We start from the raw sequence: 22,750 nt of genomic DNA, 5'->3' as shown, positions 1-22,750 counted from the left end.
GAGGGTAGCACGACATTGCGATCTGCAAAGACCGATTATTTGCCCTGTGAATTAGGCGGGTTTGCACGCGTCCGGGTGGGCGGCCGCAAAGGCCGGATGGGTGGCGCAGGCCTGCTCGACTGCCGTGGTGCGTGCCAAGTCGCCGATTTCGACACCCCAGCGGCGGGCATTGTAGACCTGTGGCATGAGGCAGATATCGGCGAGACCGGGGGCTGTGCCGCAGCAATATGGTGACTGTGTGAACGTGCCCAACAGGGTTTCAAAAGCCTGCATGCCGGGCCGGATAAAGCGTTGCATCCAACGCTCTACACCATCCTCGCGCCCGGAAATCTCTTTGGCGTATGCGGCCACCGAAGAGTTGCAGACCGGATGGATGTCAACCGCAATGGCATGGGCCAGCGCGCGGACCTTTACGCGAAGGGCCGGGTCTTTGGGGAGCAGGCCCAACCCGCGAGTCTCGTCAAGATATTCGATGATCGCCAAGGATTGCGTCAATCGCAGCCCATCGATTTCCAGTGCCGGTACAAAGCCTTGCGGGTTGCGGGCGAGATGCTCGGGCGATCGCTGTTCGCCCTTGACCAGATCGATTGGGACCGACACATAGTCAATCCCTGCGAGGTTTAATGCAATCCGCACCCGATAGCTGGCTGAGGACCGCCAGTAGTCATAGAGGACTGTTTCAGTCATCCGAATAGCTTTGAGCTGTCGTGATCAGGTCAGTCAGAACATCCAGATCACCAATCCGGTTTGCCATCAGCAGGATCAGACGTGCGTTCAGGGCGTGGCTTTGCTCGGCGCTCAGCCCATCATGGGCATGGATCAGCGTGTTGTAGAAATCGTCCTGATCCGGGCTCAACCTGTCGGGAGCGATACTCATGCTGCGTCCTCCTGAAGCTCGGCGCCCAATGCGCGCGCCCGTGCAGCCAATACGGCCTGTTCGGTGGGATTATCAAAGACAGCGCAGACATGGCCATCGGGACGGAACAGATAGGCTTTGGCCGACCCATAGCGACGGATCGCATGCCCGCCGGCTGCTGTGAAACAGGGGTATTCTGCCCGTTGATTGATGCCGATCCGGCGCACGGTTGGCAGGTCGGGCAATTGAACGTCACCAAAGCCGACAAGCGTAAAGTGACCCTGCACTTCGTTCAGAAGCCAACTGTCGCCGGTTTCGCCAGTCAGGGGGGCGTCCAGAATTGCGCGGCCCGGTGCGACCTGCGCAGTCCCGGGCGTTTGCAGGTCCATGCCTTCAAGCGAGCAGGGCACCGAAAGCCGCCCGGAATTCAGCAGTTTCTGTGCAAAAGGCTGGTCTTGGGCAAGCCGCAGGGCCTCGGCCCGGAACAACGCTTCGACGGGTGTTTTGGGCGTCATGAAATTGGTGGACCGCGAAGAATTCTTGATGTTCTCGGCCGATCCGTGCCCGCGCTCTTGTTGATAGGTTTCGATCAGCGCCGGCGCAGCATTGCTGTTGAGAACGGCCGCGAGTTTCCATGCCAGATTGTCGACATCCTGAATGCCACCATTGCCACCACGCGCGCCAAAGGGGCTGACCACATGGGCGCTGTCTCCGACAAAGATCACCCGGCCATGTACGAACTGGTCAAGTTTGATACAGCGAAATTTGTAGACGCTGACCCAATCGAGTTTGAACGGTTTATCCCCCACGATGGCCTTGATCCGAGGAATGACCTTGTCATCTGCCGCTTCGACCTTGCCATCGGCATCCACGTCCAGTTGCAGGTCGATGCGGTAGATGTTGTCAGGCTGCATGTGCAGCAGGGCGGACTTTCCCGGATGAAAGGGCGGATCAAACCAGAACCAACGTTCGGGTACATCGTCGTCGCCAAAAGGGCTTTGTTCCATCTCGATATCGGCGATCAGGAACTGCTCTTCAAAGGTTTGACCCGTGAAGTCCAGCCCCATCCGTTCACGCGTTGCCGAGCCAGCGCCGTCACAAGCAATGAAATAGCTGGCTTCAATCTCGTAGGGGCCTTCGGGGGTTTCAACCGTCAGCGTGACATAGTCGCCGTGATCCTTGTGACCTGTGACCTTGTTCTTGAAACGCAGGTCAATCATTTCGGGGAATTCGAGGGCGCGTTCCACCAAATACTGTTCGACGTAATATTGCTGAAGATTGATGAAGGCCGGATACTTGTGCCCGTCCTCTGGCAGGAGGTCAAAATTGTAGACCTCCTTGTCGCCATAGAACTGCCGCCCGATCTTCCATGTGACGCCTTTCTCCAGCATCCGTTGACCGATCCCCAACCGATCAAAGATCTCCAGCGTCCGTTTGGACCAGCAGATTGCCCGGCTGCCGACTGACACCACGTTGTTGTCATCCAGCACCACGGATTCGATGCCGCGCTGTGCCAGATCGACCGCCATCGCCAGCCCGATCGGGCCGGCGCCGACAATCGCCACCGCATGGCGCGGTTCAGATTCTGTCAGCCCCGGGGGGCTGACATATGGGAAAGGGGTATAGTCATAAGCCATCGGATTCCTCCATTCCAACAGATGTACGGCGCGTTCAGCTCTGAAGCGCTTCCCACATCTCGATGTCACGCTGCGCGGTCCAAATCCGGGGCGTATCGATGCCTCGGGCTTCGTCATACGCACGGGCGACGTTGAAGGGCAGGCAGTGTTCGTAGATCGCGTAGTCGGCAAATTTGGGATCGCATTCGGCACGCACGGCATCCCATGCTTCCTTGAGGCTGCCACCGCGTGCGGCAACACGGGCCGCGGGGCGATAGGTGCTTTCCACAAAATCACGGGTGTTTTCGATCGCGGCATTGACCATGTCCGGCCCGACCAGCGCGTCGCCGCGCCCCGGTGCGATGGCATCCACATCGAACCATTTGATCGCGTCGAGCGTATCGCTCCAGTCAGAAAAGTGACCGTCGCCGCAATAACATGCGCTGTGGTATTCGACGATGTCGCCGGTGAACATGACGTTCTGATCGGGAACATGGATGACGATGTCGCCGGCGGTATGCGCGCGGCCCACATGCATGAGGTCAACACGACGATTGCCGAGGTAGACGGTCATGCTGTCGCTGAATGTGGTGGTTGGCCAAGTCAGACCTGGAATGCTCTCGTGACCTTCGAACAAGCGTGGGAAGCGTTGGAATTCGCTGTCCCAGTCTTCTTGCCCACGTTCGACAACCATGGCGCGGGCGGTGTCAGACATGAGGATCTGGCTGGCACCAAAGGCCGACGCGCCCAGCACTCGGACGGCGTGATAATGGGTCAGAGCCACATGGCTGATCGGTTTGTCGGTGATCTCGCGCACCTTTTCGATGACCTTGTTGGCGAGACGTGGCGTGGCCTGCGCCTCGACGATCATGACGCTGTCATCGCCGATGATGACACCGCTGTTGGGGTCGCCTTCGGCGGTAAACGCCCAGAGCCCGTCGCCAATTTCATCAAAGGTGATCTTCTTTTCAGTCATGTCACCTTGCGATGCGAATGCCTTGGCCATGTGTCGTATCCTTCCAGAGTCTGTGCCGGTTGCAAGAATGGGTGCCTCCGGCGGGAGTATTTTTAGCAAAGATGAAATGTCAGCGTGCGTAAGGGTCGGCCAACGCGGGCAGGATCTTGCCGCTGCATGTGCCGAAGCCAATGCGATAGCCTTCGCCCTGCGCGTGGCCCGCCAAAGTGAGCATGTCGCCATCAAGCAGGAAGCTGCGTTCATCTCCGGTGTCGAGTGTGAGAGGTTCCTTGCCGCCCCAGCTGAGTTCCAGAAGGCTGCCGCGTTCGGATTTGGTGGGACCCGAAATGGTGCCGGAACCGAGCAGATCACCCACATTCATCGGACAGCCTGACGTGCTGTGATGCGCCAGTTGTTGCGCCGACGAATAGTACATCTGATCAAAGTTGGTCTGCGCGATGTTTGTCGCGTCCTTGCCTTCGGGAGCCAGAGAAACCGTCAGGTCGATGTCATAGAGCATCGGGCCACAGTCCTTGAGGTGATCAAGCAGTTCGAATTCACGTTCGGGCGTATTGGTGCGGAACGGTTCGAGCGCCGGTTTGGTCACGATCCAAGGGCTGATCGATGTTGCGGTGGCTTTGGCCTGAAATGGCCCCAGCGGTTGGTATTCCCATGCCTGAATGTCGCGGGCAGACCAGTCATTCAACAGCACGTAACCAAAGATTGCGTCATCGGCTTCTTTGACGGTGATCGGCCCTTCACTTGCAACGCCGACGATGGCCCCCATTTCGAGTTCCAGATCAAAGCGGCGGCAGGGCAGGAAAGCGGGCAGATCGTGATCCGGCGATTTCAACTGTCCCCACGGACGGCGGATGTCGGTGCCGGAGACCACCACCGAAGAGGCGCGACCGTTGTACCCGATCGGGATGTGCAACCAATTCGGCGGGAGCGCGTTTTCTGGCCCGCGGAACATCGTGCCGACGTTGAACGCATGGTTTCGACCGGCATAGAAGTCGGTGTATTCGCTGACCATGAATGGCATGTGCATCTCGGCCTGATCCATCGGCATCAGCAATGCCTCGGTCTTTGCCTGTTCGGTTGATCCTTCGGAGAGGAGGGCGGTCAGCCGTTCGCGCAGGGCGGCCCAGACGGCGGGGCCTTCTTCCATCAGATCATTCCAGAAGGGCACGTCAAACAGGGCCACGTCGCCAAGGTCGATCAGGCCGGATTGCTCTGCGGCCTGCATGTCGAGGATCATGTTACCAATGGCCACACCACAGCGCGGGTCTGTATCTGCCGTCGAGAAGACGCCGTAGGGCAGGTTGTTCAGCGGGAATGGGTGGTCGGCGGAATTGGCCGAGGTTACCCAGGATTTCAATAGCGTCATGTCTTGTCCTGTATCTGGTGGGTGCGCGCGGATGCGCGCGCCGTGATCAAGAGGTGCATCTTGTAAGGTGCAAGGTCAACAGAGGGGCGATCCAACCACGGCGGCCACCCCGATAACCCGCTTGTTATTTCTTGCCCGGAGTCCCGTCGAATTTCTTTTCGATGTCGTCCCAGCAATCGATGTAATCGTCCTGCAGAGGTGCTTCGTTCGCGGCAAAGGCGGTGAGGTGCTGCGGAAAGCGGGTCTCGAACATGAACGACATGGTGTTGTCGAGCTTTTCAGGTTTGAGGTCCGCGTTGCTGGCGCCTTCAAAGGCGTTCTTGTCCGGGCCATGGGGCAGCATCATGTTGTGCAGGCTCATGCCACCGGGGGCAAAGCCCTGCGGCTTGGCGTCATACTGACCATAGATGTTGCCCATCAGCTCCGACATGATGTTCTTGTGATACCAGGGCGGGCGGAAGGTGTCTTCCATCGTCATCCAGCGCTCGCGAAACAGCACAAAGTCGATGTTTGCGGTGCCGGGGACTCCACTGGGGGCGGTCAGAACGGTAAAGATCGACGGGTCGGGATGGTCGAACAGGATCGCACCGATAGGGCAGTAGTTGCGTAGATCGTATTTGACTGGCGCATAGTTCCCGTGCCAGGCCACCACGTCGAGCGGGCTGTGCCCGATCTTGGTCTCGTGAAACTGGCCGCACCATTTGATGGTCACGGTGCTGGGTGCATCGCGGTCTTCGTAGGCGGCGACAGGGGTCTTGAAGTCGCGGCGGTTTGCCATGCAGTTCGCACCGATCGGACCACGGCCAGGGAGTTCGTATTTCTGACCGTAGTTCTCGCAGACAAAACCACGCGCGGGACCTTCGAGCACTTCGACACGGTAGAGCAGGCCACGGGGAATGATCGCGATTTCCTTGGGTTCAAGATCGATGATGCCCAGTTCTGTGCAAAACCGCAGCCGACCTTCTTGCGGCACAACCAGCAACTCGCTGTCGGCGGAATAGAAATAGGCGTCCTGCATTGAGGCGGTGACGAGATAGATGTGGCTTGCCATACCGACCTGCCTATTCACATCCCCCGCGGTGGTCATGGTGCGCATTCCAGAGAGCCAGGTCAGCTCTTCGTCGGAATGCGGCACCGGATCCCAGCGGTATTGACCAAGAGAGATCACATCGGGATCAATATCCGGGGCGGACCGCCAATAAGGCAGATCAATCTTTTCATAGCGTGCCGAATGTTTGACCGATGGCCGAATACGATAGCACCAGGTTCGTTCATTCTGATGGCTGGGGGCGGTAAACGCCGTGCCGCTTAGCTGTTCGCCATAAAGGCCGTAGTTGCATTTTTGCGGGCTGTTCTTGCCTTCGGGCAAGGCGCCGGGCAGCGCTTCGGTTTCGAAATCATTGCCAAAGCCGGGCATGTAACCGGGGGTTGTTGCTGTCGGGCTGGCTGCCTGGATCATCGTTTGCGTATCAGTTGGACGATTCATCGCGGTTCCTCCGTTTGTCGAAGGCAGAGGTAGTAGTTGATTATGTAACTAACAACGCAAAATTTCGCAACAACCGGGAAATTTCCGGCGTGGTTCGGTGTTCAGATATCGGCAGTGACGCCGGGCAGGTTCAGCGTCTTCATCATGTCGCGCAATTCCTGGCGGGCGGCGACATTCGAGATATTCAGTTGCTTGACCCCAATGTCCTTGAGATCGAGAAGGGTCAGACCGCGCGGGAACAGCTCTCGAAAAACCACGCGTTCACTGAAGCCGGGCGCGATGCGAAAGCCGATGCGCTCGGACAAGAGACGCAAGGCGCGCTCCATTTTTTCCTTGTTGACCATGCGCTGTGTGCCCACGCGGTTGCGCATGACGATCCAGTCGATCGGCTGCAGCCCGGCCTGAGCGCGCAGTTGACGGGACTTCCACACCATCTCTGAATAGACCGAAGGGCCGAGAATCTTTTCGCCATCCGCATTGATCCGCGCCAGCAGATCAAAATCGACAAAGCTGTCGTTGAGTGGGGTAATCAGCGTGTCCGCGAGCGAATGCGCGACCTGGCTGAGACGAGTATGCGAGCCGGGACAGTCGATCAGGATGAAATCACTTTCAGCCTCAAGCTCTGCAACGGCGACCGACAGACGATGGTCATAGATGTTCTCGCCGGGATCAAGCGTATCGGCGTCGATCTGGGGCAGATCATGACAGGCCGGGCCAAGCAGTTCGAGACGGGATTTGGCCATGAAATCACGCCGGTTCTCCACGTAACGTCCCATCGAGCGTTGCCTGAGGTCGAGATCCAATGCACTGACCCTGTGACCCATCCTCGCCAATGCGGTGGCGACGTGCATCGAAACCGTCGACTTGCCGGCCCCGCCTTTTTCGTTTCCGACGACGATGATGTGCGCCATGCCCGATCCTTCCGGTGCCGCTTGCTGCGGCTTAGAATTTGCTTGGCACTCTATATGTTGTGGACCTCCCGATGGAAAGCGCCCGAAACGAGATTTCCGCCTCTGGTTGGGCAGTTTCCGGTCTGTGCAAAGGTGGCGGGTCTCAGGCGAGCCCTGCAGCCGTAAGCGCGTTGGCAAGCGGAGCCAGTTGTACCTCGTATCGCCGCCAGTTCTCGTCACTGCCGCTATAAATCTTGCGTCGCACCTGAGAGGAACTGGCTGTCAGAACCGGACTATTTGCAGTCTGGGGGGCGAGGCATGCATCTGTCCATTCCAGACCGCAAGCGGCGACCAGCATGCGCAGCGTTTCATCCGTATCCGCGACTAGTGCGGCATAGTCGAGAGGGACAATCTGGCCCTCAAAGCGACTGGACCAGAACCGCATCATGTCCCGGTGCAGCATCATATAGGCGGCGATGTCAGCCATGTCATAGGCAAATCCATTGCCCTTTGACGAAAAAAGGTGGCGAAACAAGGACCATGCCACCGGCATCGGTGCACGCCGTAGCGAGACAACCCGCGCCTCTGGCAATGCAGCGCAGATGAGACCCGTCCAGCGGAAATTCAAAGGCATCTTGTCGATCAGGATCTGAGAGCCGTCAGAATAACGTTGAATGCCCTCAATCAATCGGACGCGCAACGCTTGTAGCTCCTGTAGGGTCGGAGCTGTGCGGTTTTCGGTTTGTAGCCTTCGCAACAAGGGCGAAATGGCATTGGACACAACCGATAGCTCGCCAGCTGTCTGCGTGCCGGGGGTCTGTCCAAGAATACGCTCAACCAACGTGGTCCCCGAGCGTGGCAGGCCGACTACAAAGACTGGACGTGGATTGCATTCTGAGGCGATCTGTAGGGGCGCAGGTGGGTCGGCAAACAGGGATTTGTACCAGGCGAACCGATGCGCCTCGCGCGTGATATCGAAATCAGAGCTTGCCTTGCGCAGCTGATTGCCACGCAACAGATGTGCAAAGGCGGCGTCGCGCTCGTCCGTATCATCCAAGGCCTTGAACAGCGCAAAATGCAGCGGCGCCTGCTCCGGACCGATCTCGCGATGGTCGGCTAATTGATCCTGCATCTGACGGATATGGGCATCGCCCGCACGGTAGGTCGTACAGCCTGCCAGATTGTGATGCAGCGACGCCGTGCCTGGGCTGAGGGCGATGGCTTTGCGAAAGAAGTTCGCAGCTTTGTCCAAGTCACCGTTCGCACGCACCAGGATCCCTAGGTGATTGAGTGGTCCGGCGTTGTGTTCGCTGTGTTTCAGAGCCTCGCGATGGCAGGACTGTGCCGCTTGCATCTGACCAAGGTCGCGCAATATGCAGCCCTTCGCATCCAGCGCCAGTGCGTTGGCGGGGTTATGTCTGAGCACCTGATTGACTGCGTCGAGCGCGTCGTGATTGCGACCCATATCCGAGAGGCAGCGGCACAGCGACAGCCCAAATCCGACATGTCCGGGGCGGAGTGCAACCGCGTTTGCCCAATGTTCGGCCGCTTCATCAAACTGGCGGTCAGCCTGACAGGACTGGGCCCTGTCCGCCAGAGCCGAAGCGGCAGAGGGGCCGATTGCATCCAGTGCCTTGCGTGCCCGTGGGTTGCCCGGAAATCGTGCGAGAACCGCGCCATAGTCGCGCGCCGCCCCTGTAAGATCCCCGGCGCGTCTGGCGCCTTCGGCACGCGCGAGGGTCTTGCGGACATCAAAAAGGGGCTCTTCGGCGTCGGCTGTCGTCTGGGAAGGCATGTCAGGACCGGTGCTGCATCGGGTTCAACCAGACCCTTGCAGCAAAGCCTTTCCAAATCGTCACCGCGTTGGCCAAAGTTCTCTGACTTACAAACGAAAAACGCCGCGGCAGATGCCGCGGCGCTTGATCGCAGGAACTGATCGCTTTGATCAGAAACCAAGACCTTCGTATTTCTTCTTGAACTTGGACACGCGGCCGCCGGTGTCCATCAGGCGGGTGCCGCCACCGGTCCAGGCCGGGTGCACGCTGGGATCAATATCAAGCGCCAGCGAGTCGCCTTCCTTGCCCCATGTGGATTTCATCTGAACCACGGTGCCATCGGTCATTTTGACGTCGATGAGGTGGTAATCGGGATGTGTATCTTTTTTCATGATTCCGCTCCTTAGGCCTGAGCGCCGGACTTGGGCTTGTAGTGCGAGTCTTCTGCGATCCGTGCGGATTTACCACGACGCGAGCGCAGGTAATAGAGCTTGGCGCGGCGAACACGGCCACGGCGAACCACGGTGATGCTTTCGATATTGGTCGAGTGCAGCGGGAACACACGTTCCACGCCTTCGCCAAAGGAAATCTTGCGCACGGTGAATGCACCGGCAATGCCGTCGCCGCCTTTGCGGGCGATGCAGACGCCTTCGTAGTTCTGCACACGGGTGCGCGACCCTTCGGTCACTTTATAGCCGACACGAACGGTGTCTCCGGCTTTGAAATCGGGGATATCATTCCCCAGGGCGGCAATCTGTTCCGCCTCCAACTGTGCGATCAGGTCCATCGCAGGTCTCCTACTTGTGCTCGCGGTTTATCCACGAAGATTTGCGCGTCCTCAGAGCTCTTGGTCTTCATCGGGTCCACCGCAGTGCCCGCCAGAGATCAGGTCGTCATTCCTTGGTCATTTCTTTGCAGCCAGACTCGCGTGAGCCGAAGAAAACAGGCGGTAGTTCAGACAGCCAAAGAATCCGAGTCGATTTCGCCACACGGAATTCGCGCGGTATAGGAGGTTTGACTGGTTCGATCAAGGGTGTCGTTGCAGGAAACAGGCCTTGATTTCAACGGTGCTTGCCGCTCGGCGCGCGTTTCAGAATGCGCCGTACGGGCGTTTCCGATTTGATCGCGAAACCGGCACGCATGTAAAAGCGGAGTGCGGGGTTCGTCCTCAGCACCGACAGGCTGACAGGAAGACCGAGATCGTCTCCCATCTCGATGACCCGCTGAAGCACATGTGTGCCAATTCCCAAGTTGCGAAAAGCGGGGTCCAGGTAGATCTTGTCGAGCTTCAGCAATTCCTCAAGCCGCGTTGTGGCAATGCAGCCAATGGCTTGTCCCTCAATCTCGACCATCTGGTGATTGCTGACGTCAATCTCTTTTACGGTTGCCGAAGGTCGCCACGAGCCCCAGATCGCGGTCGCATATTCTTTCATCCCGACTTCTTCCAGCCACAGGATCAGCGGTGCATCCGCTCGCACTGCCTGTCTGAGCTGAATGTCCTGAGGACTTATAGGTCTGCGCTCGTCAATCATGGACACCCCACACCTCTCAGCAATCACATCTTGTTGGTGCGGATTGCCTAGGAACCGTCGTTGTTGTCCCGGGTATGTTTGGCCCACAAATCCGGACGTCGTTCCCGGGTGAGTTTTTCGGACATTTCCCGCCGCCAGCGGGCGGTTTTCCCATGGTCGCCAGCCGTGAGTACACCGGGGATTTCACGCTCTTGCCAGATCGCGGGCCGCGTATATTGCGGATGTTCAAGCAACCCGTCGGAAAAACTCTCTTCCTCGGTGGACGCATCATTGCCCAACACACCAGGAAGCAGCCGCACGGTGGCGTCGATCAAAGCCTGCGCTGCAATCTCGCCACCGGTCATGACAAAGTCGCCAAGGCTGACTTCCTGCACGCCGTATTCCTCGAGAACCCGTTCGTCGACACCTTCAAACCGGCCACACAAAAGGGTGACGCCATCTGCGGTGGCCAGTGATTGCATGAGGTCCTGGGTCATTGGGCGCCCGCGCGGGGACAAGTAGATTAGTGGCCAATTTGCGGTTGCGTGTTTCTGTGCCGCCTCGATCGCGGGGCCAACCACATCCGCACGCAGCACCATCCCCGCGCCGCCACCCGACGGGGTATCATCGACATTACGGTGTTTGCCGATGCCAAAGCCGCGCAGGTCGATGGTGTCCAGTTGCCAGCGCCCTTCCTGCAATGCCTTGCCGGTCAGGCTTTCACCCAAAACGCCGGGAAAGGCGGTGGGAAACAGGGTGATCACCTTGGCCTTCCAGACGCCTTTCAGGTCCGGGGTCGGGGTCATCAACTCGCGTGGTTGCAATGAGGCCCGGATGGTTTTGCGGCCAAGAGACCTGGGTTTTGCTGCTTTGGGTTCGGTTGGGTCAGTCATGGCCGCGTCTTAGGGGAATGACGCGGCCATGAAAACGAAAATCTCTGGTGTCAGGCGATTGCGAAGACGCCGAGCAGCATCAACAGGAAGAGAACGAGGGCGATCACGATGAGAATCTTTGCGCCCGACAGTGCGACGCCGGACAGACGCCCAAATCCAAGAAAAGCAGCAATTGCCGCGACGACCAGAAGAATAAGGATCCACTCAAGCATGTTTGTACCTTTCTTTTGCCGGGCAATGCCCGTGCTTCTGGAAGTACAACTCGGAGTGGATCAAATGGTTCCGTCGATGGCCAGTTTAACTATGAGTTCGCGGTCGAAACCGGCTAATGCGGGTCCCGGTTTTTCGCGGCAGACAAGATCGCGCGCTTAGCGGCCTTCAACAAATCCGGATCGCTGTATTTACGGTTGGCGTCCAATAGTGCCTGAAGGATCGACGGATCGTATCGTGGATTTGCGGCCGCCTGCGGTAGCAATTGCGCCCGGGTCGCAGCAGGAGGATCGAGCAGATCGAGTAGCGGGGTGAGCGGGCCAAGCCGCTTGGGCGAGCTGGTTTCGAGCGCACACTGGCTGACCGATACGGGGGAAACCGCGTCGGTCACGGATTGGATTACCGCATCCAGTTTTGCAGAGGACCTGTAACTTTCGGCATAGGCCTCGCCATCCATCACCATTCGGATGGCACGCAGATGTTGTGCGTGACAGCTCGCGAGCCATGGGGCGGCGGCGCGGGTGGAAAAATAGAGCTGCAGATTGGCATCGGGATGCACTTGGGTGATGGTCTCAACCAATCCGCGCATCAGGGTCGGCACGGCATCGTATTTCGTCAGATTGCGTCGACCCGGCATCCGTCCGGCGAGATCTTCGGAGGCGAGAAGTATGGGGCGCGGGTCGTTTGCGTTCCAGCTCGCGGCGAGCAACTCGGCTTCATTGCGGAAACGGGCCATATCCTCCGAGTTCCGCGAAACGGACCAGATACGTGCAGACTCGCAAACTGCGTGCATCCGGTGCCGAAGAAAGACCCGCAGGTGTGGTTTAAGCAGCCGAGCATTGGCGCGCAGCGTTGTCTGAACCGTCGTCGTGCCGGTCTTATGAAACCCGGCATGAACGACAATTCGAAGCATGTCAGAACAGGCCGTCGGGAGGGTCGGCGATGATCCGACCGGCCGCGAGATCGACGGTTGGCACGGCCGCTAGGGTAAAGGGCAACAGCACGCTGTCCTTCAATCCCGGACCGTGAATTTCCAGAAGGTCGCCCGCGCCGTGGTTCATCACCGATTTGACCGTGCCAAGCGTCTGACCGCCAGTGCCGAGCACCGTCAACCCGATCAGGTCAGCGTGATAATATTCGTCGTCAGGCAGCGAGGGGAGCTGCTCTCGTCGTGCAAACAGGCGCAGTCCGCGCAGGGCGTCGGCCTGTTCCTTGGTGGTGATGCCGCCAAGGCGCGCGGTAAAGCCATTTTGGGCAACACCGGTCAGGGAAATTGTATAACTTTGACTGCCGTCTTCGGTGCACAGCGGTGAATAATCGGCAATGTCTTCGGGATCGGCACAAAAACTCTTGAGCCGCACTTCTCCCCGCACGCCAAAGGCGCCAGCCAATGCACCGATACAGACCAGATCATCAGGCATCAGGATCCTCCGCCTGCATAGCATATGCCGTCATCAATCTGACCGCCACTGTCATGACATCGTTCCGACTGATTGCTGCGCTCGTAAAAGACACCCGCCAGAAAGGCGAAGGCGATCAAGATGAGGGTGCGGACGGGACGAAACATGGCGGCCTTGTCGTCAGTCAAATGGCGCGACCCCGGATGAAGCCGGGGTCGCGCCGATGGTCAATCGATAGAAAGCCGCAATTACTCTGCGGCTTCTTCCGCAGGGGCCTCTTCGGCAGGCGCCGCAGTTGCAGCAGCGGCTTTTTCGGCTTTCTCTTCGGCGCGGGCCTTGGCCTTTTCGCCGGGTGTTCCTTTTTGTGGGTTGTTGCGCTCTGTCTTGTCACGGACACCAGCGGCTTCGAGCATACGCGCGATACGGTCGGTGGGCTGCGCGCCTTTGCCGAGCCAGTACTGAACGCGCTCCATGTCCATTTTCACGCGCTCTTCGCTGTCTTTGGGCAGCAGCGGGTTATAGGTGCCCAGCTTTTCGATAAAGCGACCGTCGCGCGGCATGCGGCTGTCTGCGGCCACAATGCGGTAAAAGGGGCGTTTCTTGGAACCGCCACGGGCGAGTCTGATTTTCATGGCCATTGGTATTTTCTCCTGTGAATGGCGTTGCACCAAAGGTGCACTACATTGTTACGATTGGTGTTTTTCATGGTGATGGATGACTTCCTGAATGATGAAATTCAGAAAAGCCTTGGCAAATTCAGGATCGAGATCGGCCTGCTTTGCCAGGTCTTCGAGACGTGCGATCTGATGCGCTTCGCGGGTCGGATCGGACGGGGGAAGGTCGTGTTCGGCCTTGAGGCGGCCAACCGCCTGGGTGTGCTTGAATCGCTCACCCAGAGTATAGACGAGGATCGCATCCAGACGATCGATGCTTTCGCGGTGCTCCTTCAGCAGCGCTGCGGCGCGGGCAACGGGGTCAGTCAAGAGCCCATCCTTTCGGTTTGAACAAGGGATCGCGATAGTGGCTGATCTCCATTTCGATGCCATGGGCGAGTTGGGTATCCACCAACCGCTCGGGCGCAGGGTGGCGATAGACTGCGTCGCTGCCGTCAATGGTTGCGGCGGCATGATCCTTGACCGCGCCAAGCCGTTCGGCCAGCCGGATGCTGTCGAGGTTCTTGGGGTCAAGATAGCTGACGGCGGTTTCCCACCCCATCACGCGGTACAGATACCGCCGCGCGGCATCGGTTGCCTCAAGCGCAATGCCGCGTCCGGCGGCGTCGGGCCAGATCACCCATGCGATCTCGGCTTCGGGCCATTTCGCCGGTTTCCAGCCGCCTGCCATGCCATAGGTTTCACCGCTGTGCCGATCATGGATCATCCACATGCCAAAGCCCCGGATCGCCCAATGGCCGATCTCGGCGGCATAGAGCATCCAGGATTCATATGCGTTCAGCGGCCCGCCCATGAAACGGGCGCGATAGCTGGTAAAGGTGGCCTTGAAATCCGGATAGTCCTCGGGCTCGGGGCCGCGCAGCAACAGCCGCTCTGTTTCGAGCGTGGGAATGGCGACGGTGCTCATGTGTAGGCCTCGCATCCGCCGTCCGCCAACTCTTTTGGCGCGGGGTGTCGCCAGATGGCCATTGTTCCGTGCCGTTCATGGGTGAAGGTGCCATCCGGACGGGCGCCCAGACGTCGGGCTACGGCAGCAGAACCATCATTGCCGGATTTCACAAGGCTGATCGCGGTCTGCCAGCCCAAGATGTCATAGGCATAGTCACGCGCGGCGCGACCGGCTTCGGTGGCGTATCCCTTACCTTCAAAACCGTTGAAAAGGTCCCAGCCGATTTCCGCCTCGGGCCAGCCTTCGGGTTCAAACAAGCCGACCATGCCGACGATGTCGCCCGTGGCTTTGGCTTCAACGATCCAGCGGCCAAATCCCTTGAGGGTCCAGTGGCCGATTTCCATAGCCAGCATGCGCCAACTGCCTTCCGCTGTCAGCGGCCCACCCACAAAGGACGACCGGTCAGACGCGTAGAATGCGGCAAACGGCGCGATGTCGCGTGCCTCCGGTGCGCGCAGCACCAGCCGTTCGGTTTCAAGGGTGGGAATCAAGGTCATTTTTTCTTGCCGAATCCAGACAATCCGGGGGGCAAACCCATGCCGCCGCCCAATCCGGGCAGGCCGCCGGGCATTTTGCCGCCCATCTGTTTGGCCGCCGCCTCAAGCGCCTTTGGGTCCATGTCGGCAGGCATGCCACCTTTGCCGAACATGCCCTTCATGGCCTGTTTCAGCATGCCGCCTTTGCCCATCTTGCCCATTTTCTTCATCATGTCGCCCATCTGGCGATGCATTTTCATCAGCTTGTTGAGGTCGCTGACCTGCATGCCCGATCCTGCGGCGATGCGCTTTTTGCGACTGGCCTGAAGGAGCTGCGGGTTGGCGCGTTCCTTTTTGGTCATCGACTGGATCATGGCGATCTGCTGTTTCAGGATCTTGTCGTCGAATCCTGCTTCCTCGACCTGTTTGGCCATCTTGCCCATGCCGGGCATCATGCCCATCATACCTTGCATGCCGCCCATCTGGATCATCTGCTCAAGCTGCATCTTGAGGTCGTTCATGTTGAACTGACCCTTCATCATGCGCTTCATCATCTTTTCGGCCTGTTCGGCCTCGATGGTTTCCTGAGCCTTTTCCACCAGCGACACGATATCGCCCATGCCCAGAATTCGGCCTGCGATGCGGTCGGGTTCAAAGGTTTCGATGGCGTCCATCTTTTCGCCAAGCCCGACAAAGCGGATCGGCTTGCCGGTCACGGCGCGCATCGACAGGGCGGCACCGCCACGGCCGTCGCCGTCCATCCGGGTCAGTACAACGCCGGAAACGCCAATCTTGTCGTCAAATTCGGTCGCGACGTTGACCGCGTCCTGACCTGTTAGACCGTCCACCACCAGCAATGTCTCGCGCGGGTTTGCGATGTCCCGGACATCGGCAGCCTGCTGGATCAGCTCGGCGTCGATATGCAACCGGCCCGCAGTGTCGAGCATATAGACGTCATAGCCACCTAGGCTGGCCTGTGTCTTGGCGCGCTTGGCGATCTGGACCGGGTTCTCGCCCTTGACGATGGGCAGGGTGTCAACACCAATCTGAACGCCGAGAATTGCCAGCTGTTCCATCGCGGCAGGTCGGTTGGTGTCCAAGGACGCCATCAGCACCCGTTTGCCGTCCTTTTCTTTCAGGCGCTTGGCGAGCTTGGCTGTGGTTGTGGTTTTACCCGACCCCTGCAGGCCGACCATCAGGATCGGCGCGGGTGGGTTGTCGATCTTGAGATTACCGGGATCATCCTCGCCGCGCAGCACATCAACCAGCGCGTCATGCACGATCTTGACGACTTGCTGGCCGGGCGTGACTGATTTGGTGACCGCTTGCCCGGTGGCTTGGTCCTGCACTTTCTTGACGAAATCGCGGGCAACCGGCAGCGAGACATCTGCTTCGAGCAGCGCCACGCGAACCTCGCGCAGGGCGGTTTTGACGTCCTCGTCAGACAGCGCACCCTGTTTGGTCAGCCGGTCGAATACGCCGGAAAGCCGCTCGGATAGGTTCTCAAACATGGCTTTTCAGCCTCCGTTCCGGTTGTCATCAGCCCCTATGTGGGTAGGGCCGGGTGAATGCGCAATTGCCCCCACGGGCGTAAAACGCTGGTGGAGGGCGATCCCCAAGAAAGGGGACCGGAAGGAGTGACTCTTCCGGATGTATTGTCGGGGCGATAAACAGACCTGAAGTCAGAGTCAAGGATGCGGTATGAAATGCAGTGGGATAATCAAAGGCTATGAGGCGGCGGCGCAGTCGTTAATCACCCCGTACGAGGACTTGTCGTGCGAGGACATCTATCAACACGTGATGGATCTGTTCCCAGCGTCTCCGGCGCAGGTGATAGATATTGGCGCAGGCTCCGGGCGGGACGCAGGATGGCTGGCGAGTCGTGGGTATTCAGTGACGGCGGTCGAGCCTGTACCTACTTTTCGTGCTGCGGCACGGCGGTTGCATGCCGGCAAGGGGATCGCGTGGGTGGATGACCGATTGCCTGATCTTGCCGTTACGCGGGCCCGGCAGGAACGGTTCGACCTGCTATTGCTTAGCGGTGTCTGGCATCACCTGCCGCCACCGCAGCAGGACGCCGCGTGGCGCGCCTTGGTCGCCCTGATGGCTCCGGGGGCCGTGACGATTCTGTCGCTGCGTCATGGGCCGGGTGTTGCCGGCCGCCCCGTGTTTCCGGTTGATGATGATCAGATCGAATGCTGTGCGCGTGAACTGGGGCTCAGCACATTGCGGCGCGTGCAGACCGGTTCGATCCAGCCAGGCAATCGCGCCGCAGGTCTGCAGTGGACGTGGTTTGCGTTTCGTAAGAACGTCGCGGGCAACGGCTCGCGAAGCCCGCGCATTGATCAGGCGGCGAGTGCAGAGATCGCCTCTTGAGCGGATTGCTCTGCCGTCTTGGCGTCGACGGCCATCCTGTCGGCGGCCACCAGCGTCACATCGGTGATGCCGACAAAACCCAGCATCTGGCGCAGGTATGGCCAAGCGAAATCGACGGGGCTTTCGGCAGGTGTGCCGCCCGAGGCCATTGCCACGATTGCGCGTTTGCCGGTTAGCAACCCTTCGGGACCGGCTTTGGAATACTGAAATGTGACTCCGGCGCGGGCGATCTGATCCAGCCAGTTCTTGAGTTGGGCCGGCACCGAAAAGTTATAGACCGGCAGTCCGATCACCAATGTGTCCGCGTTGCGGATTTCATTCACAAGAGCGTCCGAGACATCAATCAGTGCTTGTTGCTCAGCACTCGGCACGTCTGGTGTCTGGCGCACGGCGGCCAACCAGTCGCTGTCGATGGCGGGGACGCCAGACGTGACGTCGCGATACACGATGGTCGTGTCTGGCGCGGAAATGCGGGCGACAATTTCCGAAGTGAGGCGGCGCGTGACAGACTGGCTGCCGGTGATGGAACTGTCGATGTGAAGAATGGTCTGGGGCATTGAAATATCCTCGGTTTGAGCGTCTGTTTGGATAATTGGGCCTTGCGAATTTGAACACAACGGGTGAAACTCCGCCGGTACTGTGGAAATTTGCACATAAAAGTTGGTGACAATGGATAATTGGGATGAGGTTCGCACCGCTTATCAAGTCGCGCGCATGGGAACCGTGAGCGGGGCAGCGGATGTTCTGGGTGTGCATCATGCCACCGTGATCCGCCATATCGACGCGATTGAGGGTCGATTGGGCGTCAAGCTGTTTCAACGTCATGCACGCGGCTATACGCCCACCGAGGCGGGGACCGATCTGCTCCGGGTGGCGCAGGCCACGGACGATCAGTTGAACCAGCTTGCCGGACGTCTGAAAGGGCAGGGCGACGATGTCAGCGGTGAACTCGTAGTCACCTCGCTGGGAGCACTGTCAGGGTTGCTGGTGCCGGTTCTGACCGAATTCCAACTCTCCCATCCAGATCTCATCGTACGCTTTTTGACCGGCGATCGTCTGTTTCGATTGGAATATGGCGAGGCACACGTAGCAATCCGTGCCGGATCCCCACCAGAGCAGCCCGACAATGTTGTGCAGCCGTTCCTGAATTTGAATTCGGGTCTCTACGCCAGCCGAATCTATACCGAGGTGCATGGTGTGCCTGATGGTCCAGAGCAGTTTGCCGGGCATCGCTTTGTGGTCCACGACGATGAAAACAGCCGTGCGCCCTTCTTTCAATGGCTGCGCAAACATGCCCCGGCCGAGGTTGCGACCTTTCGGGCGACCGATCAGCATGCCATGCACCATGCGATTTTCGCAGGTTCCGGGATCGGCTTTTTGCCAACTTGGTTGGCCTCGCAGCGTGACGATATGGTTGAGGTGATGCCCTCACAACCGGAATGGGCGTCAGCGCTGTGGCTGGTCACACATGTGGACCTGCACAGGACGACCAAGGTTCAGACCTTTACCAAGTTCCTGAAACAGCGCGCGTCGGACTGGCGGCTGTGACACCACAGGCGCAGGGTCATGCCTGCATGTTGCTGTTCTCGGTGCTGGTGGCGGGGTCATTCTCGCTCGGATCGCTGGTGGCCAATGACATCGCGCCCATGGCGCTGACGGCGCTGCGGTTTGCCTTGGCATCGGTCATCATGGCGGCACTGGCATTTGCCACGACGGGCATGCCGCGCAGAACATTCCAGGCGCCGTGGCGCTACTTCATATTGGGTGGGCTGTATGTCATCTATTTCGTGCTGATGTTCGAAGGCCTCAAGACCGCACCGCCGGTCAGCGCATCCGCGGTCTTTACCCTGACGCCCATCATGGCAGGCGGGATCGGCTGGCTGGTGCTGCGCCAGATCACGACGCCCCGCATGGCACTGGCGTTGGCCATCGGTGCCGTCGGGGCGCTGTGGGTGATCTTTCGCGCCGACTGGGCGGCGGTGCGGGCCTTTGATGTGGGCGAGGGTGAGGCGATCTTTTTCTGGGGCTGTATCGCGCATGCGGCATATCCACCAGTGATGCGCAAGCTCAGCCGCGGAGAGCCCACTGCGGCATTTACCTTTGCCGTCATCGCTGCTGGCTGCCTGATCCTGACGGTGGTTGGCTGGACCGACATCCGCGCCACCGACTGGGCGGGTTTGTCGGCTTTGGTCTGGATCACGATTGCCTATGTGTCACTTTTCGCGACGGCCGGGACGTTTCTCTTGGTACGGATCGCAGCGCTGCGCCTGCCCTCGGCCAAGGTGATGGCCTATACCTATCTAACACCAAGCTGGGTAATTCTCTGGGAAATTGCCTTAGGTAACGGTGCACCGAGCGGAATGGTATTGGTCGGGGTCGCGATGACGGTGGTGGCGCTGCTGCTGTTGTTGCGGGATGACGAGTGACGCCGCTGGTCTGGATTTTGTGATCGCCAAGGATTGTTCTGAGGACAAAGCTGCCTCTTGCGTTAGCACAAAATTGGGTCAGGTTTTTGCCGTTTGGGCGCTAGAGATTCGCCAAACCGAACCAGCATCCTATGCTATCTGTTGTGAATGATGAGACCATCATTGGATGGGGAGAAAATCGCCTATGATCTTTAAAATCAGTCGCTTTGCCGCACTTGCGAGTGCAGTGCTTGCTGCAAACCCAGCTTCCGCGCAGGTCATTGCCGACACGATCTACTCGGGCGGCCCGATTATCACCATCAACGACGGGCTGCCGACGGCCGAAGCTGTTGCGGTTAGGATGGTCGAATACTTGGGGTTGGCGCACTTGCGGATATTGCGATCCATCAAGGAGATACGACAGAACTTTTCGATCTAGACGGTCACGCCATGCTGCCCGGTTTCGTCGACAGTCACGGTCACGCGATAATGGGCGGACTACAAGCTCTTTCAGCTAATCTTCTGGCCGCACCAGACGGTGACGTCACAGATGTTGCCAGCCTTCAGGACACCTTGCGCAACTGGAAAGTTGATAACTCAGAAATGGTGGACAAAGTGCAGCTTATAATTGGTTTCGGTTATGACCAATCGCAGTTGACAGAGTTACGCCACCCAACTCGCGAAGATCTTGATGAAGTGTCAACGGATATCCCTATCATTATTGTCCACCAATCAGGCCATTTTGGCGTCGCCAACTCCAAGGCGCTCAGGCAAACAAATGTAGATGCCGATACGCCCGATCCCGCAGGCGGTTCATCCGACGGCAAGCTGATGGTGAACCCGACGGCGTACTTGAGGAAAATGCATTTTTTATGGTCTTGACCAACCTGCTCGGTGGACTTGGCGAAGAGGGCTTGCGCGCTTTCGCTGACGCGGGCCCTAAACTTTGGGCGAGATTTGGCTATACAACTGCACAAGAAGGTCGTGCGGCTCCCTCTATTGTCGAAGTCATGAAGAGCGTCGCGTCCGAAGGCGGATTCAAAATTGACGTCGTTGCTTATCCTGACATCATGGTTGATCGGAACTATATCGCGGAAAATGTATCAGGTTCGTACGTGAACCGCATGCGTGTCGGTGCTGCAAAGCTGACCATTGACGGCTCACCACAAGGCTTCACGGCATGGCGCGACCGACCCTATTTTGACCCGGTGGGCGAATATGCACCCGGCTATCTTGGCTACTCTACTGTCACAAATGAGCAGGTGATCGACGCCGTCGATTAGGCGTTTGACAACAATATCCAGATCCTCGTGCATTCCAACGGAGAGGCTGCGTCCGACCTTCTGCTGGCGTCTATTCATCGTGCTACGAACAAATATGGACGAGCGGATCGACGTCCCGTTCTGATCCATGGGCAATTCTTGCGCGAAGATCAGGTTGATGCGATGCACAGGCTCAGTGTGTTTCCCTCATTGTTCCCGATGCACACTTTTTATTGGGGTGATTGGCACCGCGACCATACTGTCGGACCAGTCCTTACGGAGAACATATCCCCAACTGGCTGGGTGCGTGAGCGTGGCATGAGGTTCGGCTCACACCACGATGCGCCAGTGGCATTTCCTGACAGCATGCGTGTTCTGGATGCGACAGTGACCCGACGCACAAGGCCTGGTGACATCCTTGGCCCCTCTCAGCGCGTGGATGTACTAACAGCCCTTAACTCGATGACTATCTGGCCTGCATGGCAACACTATGAGGCGGACATGAAAGGCAGCATCGTAGTCGGAAAGTTGGCTGATTTCGTAATCCTTTCGGAAGACCCTACCTCGGTTGATCCCGAAAACTTGGATCAGCTTCGTGTGAGGGCGACGATCAAGGAAGGCGAAGTGATCTATGAAGCGAAGGATGGGGAACAGGAGACCCAGTTGAGGCTGTCTCCATTCATGAGCGATCCAGTGACGGCCCATCGCTTCCTGCATGCCATGTATCGTGGCGCAGGCGTTGAGAGGCCGGTCGCTGCATGCTTGCTCAGAGATAATGAATGCGAGCGCCTGATCGGTACGCCCTCGACACGCTTTGAATGACGGTGCCGAAGTCGCTGCTGCAACCTTCCGGAAGGCTACCGCACAGCGGCTCCAGAAACCATCGTGCCGATGGAACCCAAGCCAATCATGCACTAACATTCAAACTGGACCACAAAGGTGGGACTGATCACTGCAATCATGGCAGTTTCGATGTGGATCACTTTAGTGGTCTGCGGCTTGTCGTCCCTGATATCGTATTCAAAACTTGCCGCGCGGAACCGACTTGTCCGTCCATTGCGCAAGCAAAGCTCAGCGCAATCGCAAGGCATCTAAACGAACGCCCCCGCGAGACCTTGCGATATAAAACCCCAGCGGAGAAATTCGATGAATGGGTTGCGCCGATCAGTTGAGATCGCTGCCAAGGCAGGCATTCATTCCTGAACAATCCCTGTTTGATGCTATCCGTAGAGAATTGCAGAGAGCAATCCTTAGGTGCATCTAAAACGAAAATCTGCGAAAGGGAGTCAGTAGGAAATCTATGCGTCTTTTACCTAACTAAATCAGTTAGCATAGATCGGCGGAGTAGTCGTTAAAGAGGCTTCACTTGCCGAAAAAGAGCTTCGCAAACGCTGAGCCAACAATTGCTCCGAATGTAACTTCCGAATAGTATGCAGCTTCGTTTGGGTTGCCGAGCCACTCAGCGATCACAATTCCAACTATTAGACCTGTTAGGGTCAGGACTCATAGCCAATAGATGACGGTTGCCGCTAGCGCGATTGCGGAGAGGAAGACCTTCGGGCACCTGTCGTATCGGGTCGCGACCCGTCTCCAATCTTTCAACCTGCCGAACATGATCTCGATGCGATT

27 protein-coding genes and 2 pseudogenes are annotated in these 22,750 nt (G+C 58.3%); 7 read left to right on the top strand and 22 right to left on the bottom strand.

Annotation, left to right across the window (positions count from 1 at the left end; all coding sequences use genetic code 11):
* Positions 1-51: 51 nt before the first annotated feature.
* From maiA to ffh, 20 genes are all read right to left on the bottom strand, one after another.
* Entirely contained in the window at positions 52-687 is a 636-nt protein-coding gene (gene maiA / locus ABJO75_RS02920; RefSeq protein WP_348130824.1) for a maleylacetoacetate isomerase, read from the bottom strand.
* The gene (locus tag ABJO75_RS02915) at positions 680-877 is read right to left on the bottom strand and encodes a DUF2783 domain-containing protein (RefSeq protein ID WP_348130821.1); all 198 of its coding nucleotides are present in this window, start codon (positions 875-877) and stop codon (positions 680-682) included. Before ABJO75_RS02915 ends, maiA begins: the two co-directional genes overlap by 8 nt.
* On the bottom strand, positions 874-2,493 hold the full coding sequence (locus tag ABJO75_RS02910; RefSeq protein WP_348130818.1) for an FAD-dependent oxidoreductase: 1,620 nt from the start codon (positions 2,491-2,493) through the stop codon (positions 874-876). Before ABJO75_RS02910 ends, ABJO75_RS02915 begins: the two co-directional genes overlap by 4 nt.
* Positions 2,494-2,527: 34 nt before the next feature.
* Positions 2,528-3,478 (bottom strand): MBL fold metallo-hydrolase, encoded by a 951-nt coding sequence (locus ABJO75_RS02905; protein WP_348130815.1) that lies wholly within the window; start codon positions 3,476-3,478, stop codon positions 2,528-2,530.
* A 79-nt stretch (positions 3,479-3,557) separates the two neighbouring features.
* Entirely contained in the window at positions 3,558-4,814 is a 1,257-nt protein-coding gene (fahA, locus tag ABJO75_RS02900; protein WP_348130813.1) for a fumarylacetoacetase, read from the bottom strand.
* Between the two features lie 124 nt (positions 4,815-4,938).
* Positions 4,939-6,300, bottom strand: a complete 1,362-nt coding sequence (gene hmgA / locus ABJO75_RS02895) for a homogentisate 1,2-dioxygenase (RefSeq protein ID WP_348130810.1) — start codon at positions 6,298-6,300, stop codon at positions 4,939-4,941.
* A 101-nt stretch (positions 6,301-6,401) separates the two neighbouring features.
* On the bottom strand, positions 6,402-7,211 hold the full coding sequence (locus tag ABJO75_RS02890; RefSeq protein WP_348130808.1) for a division plane positioning ATPase MipZ: 810 nt from the start codon (positions 7,209-7,211) through the stop codon (positions 6,402-6,404).
* Positions 7,212-7,353: 142 nt separating this feature from the next.
* Positions 7,354-8,985, bottom strand: coding sequence for a sulfotransferase (locus ABJO75_RS02885; protein WP_348130805.1), 1,632 nt, complete (start codon positions 8,983-8,985; stop codon positions 7,354-7,356).
* A gap of 150 nt (positions 8,986-9,135) precedes the next feature.
* On the bottom strand, positions 9,136-9,357 hold the full coding sequence (gene rpmE / locus ABJO75_RS02880; RefSeq protein WP_348130803.1) for a 50S ribosomal protein L31: 222 nt from the start codon (positions 9,355-9,357) through the stop codon (positions 9,136-9,138).
* Positions 9,358-9,368: 11 nt separating this feature from the next.
* Positions 9,369-9,752, bottom strand: a complete 384-nt coding sequence (rplS, locus tag ABJO75_RS02875; RefSeq protein ID WP_348130800.1) for a 50S ribosomal protein L19 — start codon at positions 9,750-9,752, stop codon at positions 9,369-9,371.
* Positions 9,753-10,026: 274 nt separating this feature from the next.
* Positions 10,027-10,497 (bottom strand): GNAT family N-acetyltransferase, encoded by a 471-nt coding sequence (locus tag ABJO75_RS02870; RefSeq protein WP_348130797.1) that lies wholly within the window; start codon positions 10,495-10,497, stop codon positions 10,027-10,029.
* A gap of 47 nt (positions 10,498-10,544) precedes the next feature.
* Positions 10,545-11,369, bottom strand: a complete 825-nt coding sequence (trmD, locus tag ABJO75_RS02865; protein ID WP_348130795.1) for a tRNA (guanosine(37)-N1)-methyltransferase TrmD — start codon at positions 11,367-11,369, stop codon at positions 10,545-10,547.
* Positions 11,370-11,419: 50 nt separating this feature from the next.
* Entirely contained in the window at positions 11,420-11,581 is a 162-nt protein-coding gene (locus tag ABJO75_RS02860) for a DUF1328 family protein (protein WP_316772115.1), read from the bottom strand.
* A gap of 113 nt (positions 11,582-11,694) precedes the next feature.
* A complete protein-coding gene (locus tag ABJO75_RS02855) occupies positions 11,695-12,492 on the bottom strand; it encodes a hypothetical protein (protein WP_348130791.1) in 798 nt (265 codons plus the stop codon).
* 1 nt (position 12,493) lies between these two features.
* The gene (gene rimM / locus ABJO75_RS02850) at positions 12,494-13,000 is read right to left on the bottom strand and encodes a ribosome maturation factor RimM (RefSeq protein ID WP_348130789.1); all 507 of its coding nucleotides are present in this window, start codon (positions 12,998-13,000) and stop codon (positions 12,494-12,496) included.
* A 227-nt stretch (positions 13,001-13,227) separates the two neighbouring features.
* Positions 13,228-13,617: a 30S ribosomal protein S16 gene (rpsP, locus tag ABJO75_RS02845; RefSeq protein ID WP_348130786.1), complete on the bottom strand. Its 390-nt coding sequence runs from the start codon at positions 13,615-13,617 to the stop codon at positions 13,228-13,230.
* 48 nt (positions 13,618-13,665) lie between these two features.
* Positions 13,666-13,962, bottom strand: a complete 297-nt coding sequence (locus ABJO75_RS02840; protein WP_348130784.1) for a chorismate mutase — start codon at positions 13,960-13,962, stop codon at positions 13,666-13,668.
* Entirely contained in the window at positions 13,955-14,560 is a 606-nt protein-coding gene (locus ABJO75_RS02835) for a GNAT family N-acetyltransferase (RefSeq protein ID WP_348130782.1), read from the bottom strand. Before ABJO75_RS02835 ends, ABJO75_RS02840 begins: the two co-directional genes overlap by 8 nt.
* Complete coding sequence (locus tag ABJO75_RS02830; protein WP_348130779.1) at positions 14,557-15,099, bottom strand: GNAT family N-acetyltransferase; 543 nt, start codon at positions 15,097-15,099, stop codon at positions 14,557-14,559. The genes ABJO75_RS02835 and ABJO75_RS02830 overlap by 4 nt, the downstream gene beginning before the upstream one ends.
* Positions 15,096-16,589, bottom strand: a complete 1,494-nt coding sequence (ffh, locus tag ABJO75_RS02825) for a signal recognition particle protein (protein ID WP_348130777.1) — start codon at positions 16,587-16,589, stop codon at positions 15,096-15,098. The genes ABJO75_RS02830 and ffh overlap by 4 nt, the downstream gene beginning before the upstream one ends.
* A 190-nt stretch (positions 16,590-16,779) precedes the next feature.
* On the opposite strand from ffh, the gene ABJO75_RS02820 reads away from it, so the two are divergent.
* On the top strand, positions 16,780-17,454 hold the full coding sequence (locus ABJO75_RS02820; protein ID WP_348130774.1) for a class I SAM-dependent methyltransferase: 675 nt from the start codon (positions 16,780-16,782) through the stop codon (positions 17,452-17,454).
* Here the strand turns inward: ABJO75_RS02820 and ABJO75_RS02815 are convergent.
* Complete coding sequence (locus ABJO75_RS02815) at positions 17,424-18,011, bottom strand: NAD(P)H-dependent oxidoreductase (RefSeq protein ID WP_348130771.1); 588 nt, start codon at positions 18,009-18,011, stop codon at positions 17,424-17,426. The genes ABJO75_RS02820 and ABJO75_RS02815 overlap by 31 nt on opposite strands.
* Positions 18,012-18,123: 112 nt before the next feature.
* On the opposite strand from ABJO75_RS02815, the gene ABJO75_RS02810 reads away from it, so the two are divergent.
* The 6 genes and pseudogenes from ABJO75_RS02810 to ABJO75_RS02785 form a co-directional block, all read left to right on the top strand.
* The gene (locus ABJO75_RS02810) at positions 18,124-19,002 is read left to right on the top strand and encodes a LysR family transcriptional regulator (protein ID WP_348130768.1); all 879 of its coding nucleotides are present in this window, start codon (positions 18,124-18,126) and stop codon (positions 19,000-19,002) included.
* Positions 18,999-19,880: a DMT family transporter gene (locus ABJO75_RS02805; protein WP_348130765.1), complete on the top strand. Its 882-nt coding sequence runs from the start codon at positions 18,999-19,001 to the stop codon at positions 19,878-19,880. The genes ABJO75_RS02810 and ABJO75_RS02805 overlap by 4 nt, the downstream gene beginning before the upstream one ends.
* 184 nt (positions 19,881-20,064) lie before the next feature.
* On the top strand, positions 20,065-20,298 hold the full coding sequence (locus ABJO75_RS02800) for a hypothetical protein (RefSeq protein WP_348130762.1): 234 nt from the start codon (positions 20,065-20,067) through the stop codon (positions 20,296-20,298).
* 11 nt (positions 20,299-20,309) lie between these two features.
* Positions 20,310-20,741: an amidohydrolase family protein gene (locus ABJO75_RS02795; protein ID WP_348130759.1), complete on the top strand. Its 432-nt coding sequence runs from the start codon at positions 20,310-20,312 to the stop codon at positions 20,739-20,741.
* Positions 20,732-21,943: pseudogene (locus ABJO75_RS02790) on the top strand (amidohydrolase family protein). The gene ABJO75_RS02795 and the pseudogene ABJO75_RS02790 overlap by 10 nt, the downstream one beginning before the upstream one ends.
* A gap of 208 nt (positions 21,944-22,151) precedes the next feature.
* Positions 22,152-22,293 (top strand): annotated as a pseudogene (locus ABJO75_RS02785) (IS30 family transposase); the annotation flags it as partial.
* A gap of 331 nt (positions 22,294-22,624) precedes the next feature.
* Here ABJO75_RS02785 and ABJO75_RS02780 read toward each other — a convergent pair.
* A partial coding sequence (locus ABJO75_RS02780; RefSeq protein ID WP_333483634.1) for a transposase occupies positions 22,625-22,750 on the bottom strand: 126 nt, incomplete at its 5' end.

It is taken from the genome of Sedimentitalea sp., assembly GCF_039973035.1.
GTDB lineage: Bacteria > Pseudomonadota > Alphaproteobacteria > Rhodobacterales > Rhodobacteraceae > Sedimentitalea.
This window is presented reverse-complemented; position numbering and strand designations above follow the sequence as displayed.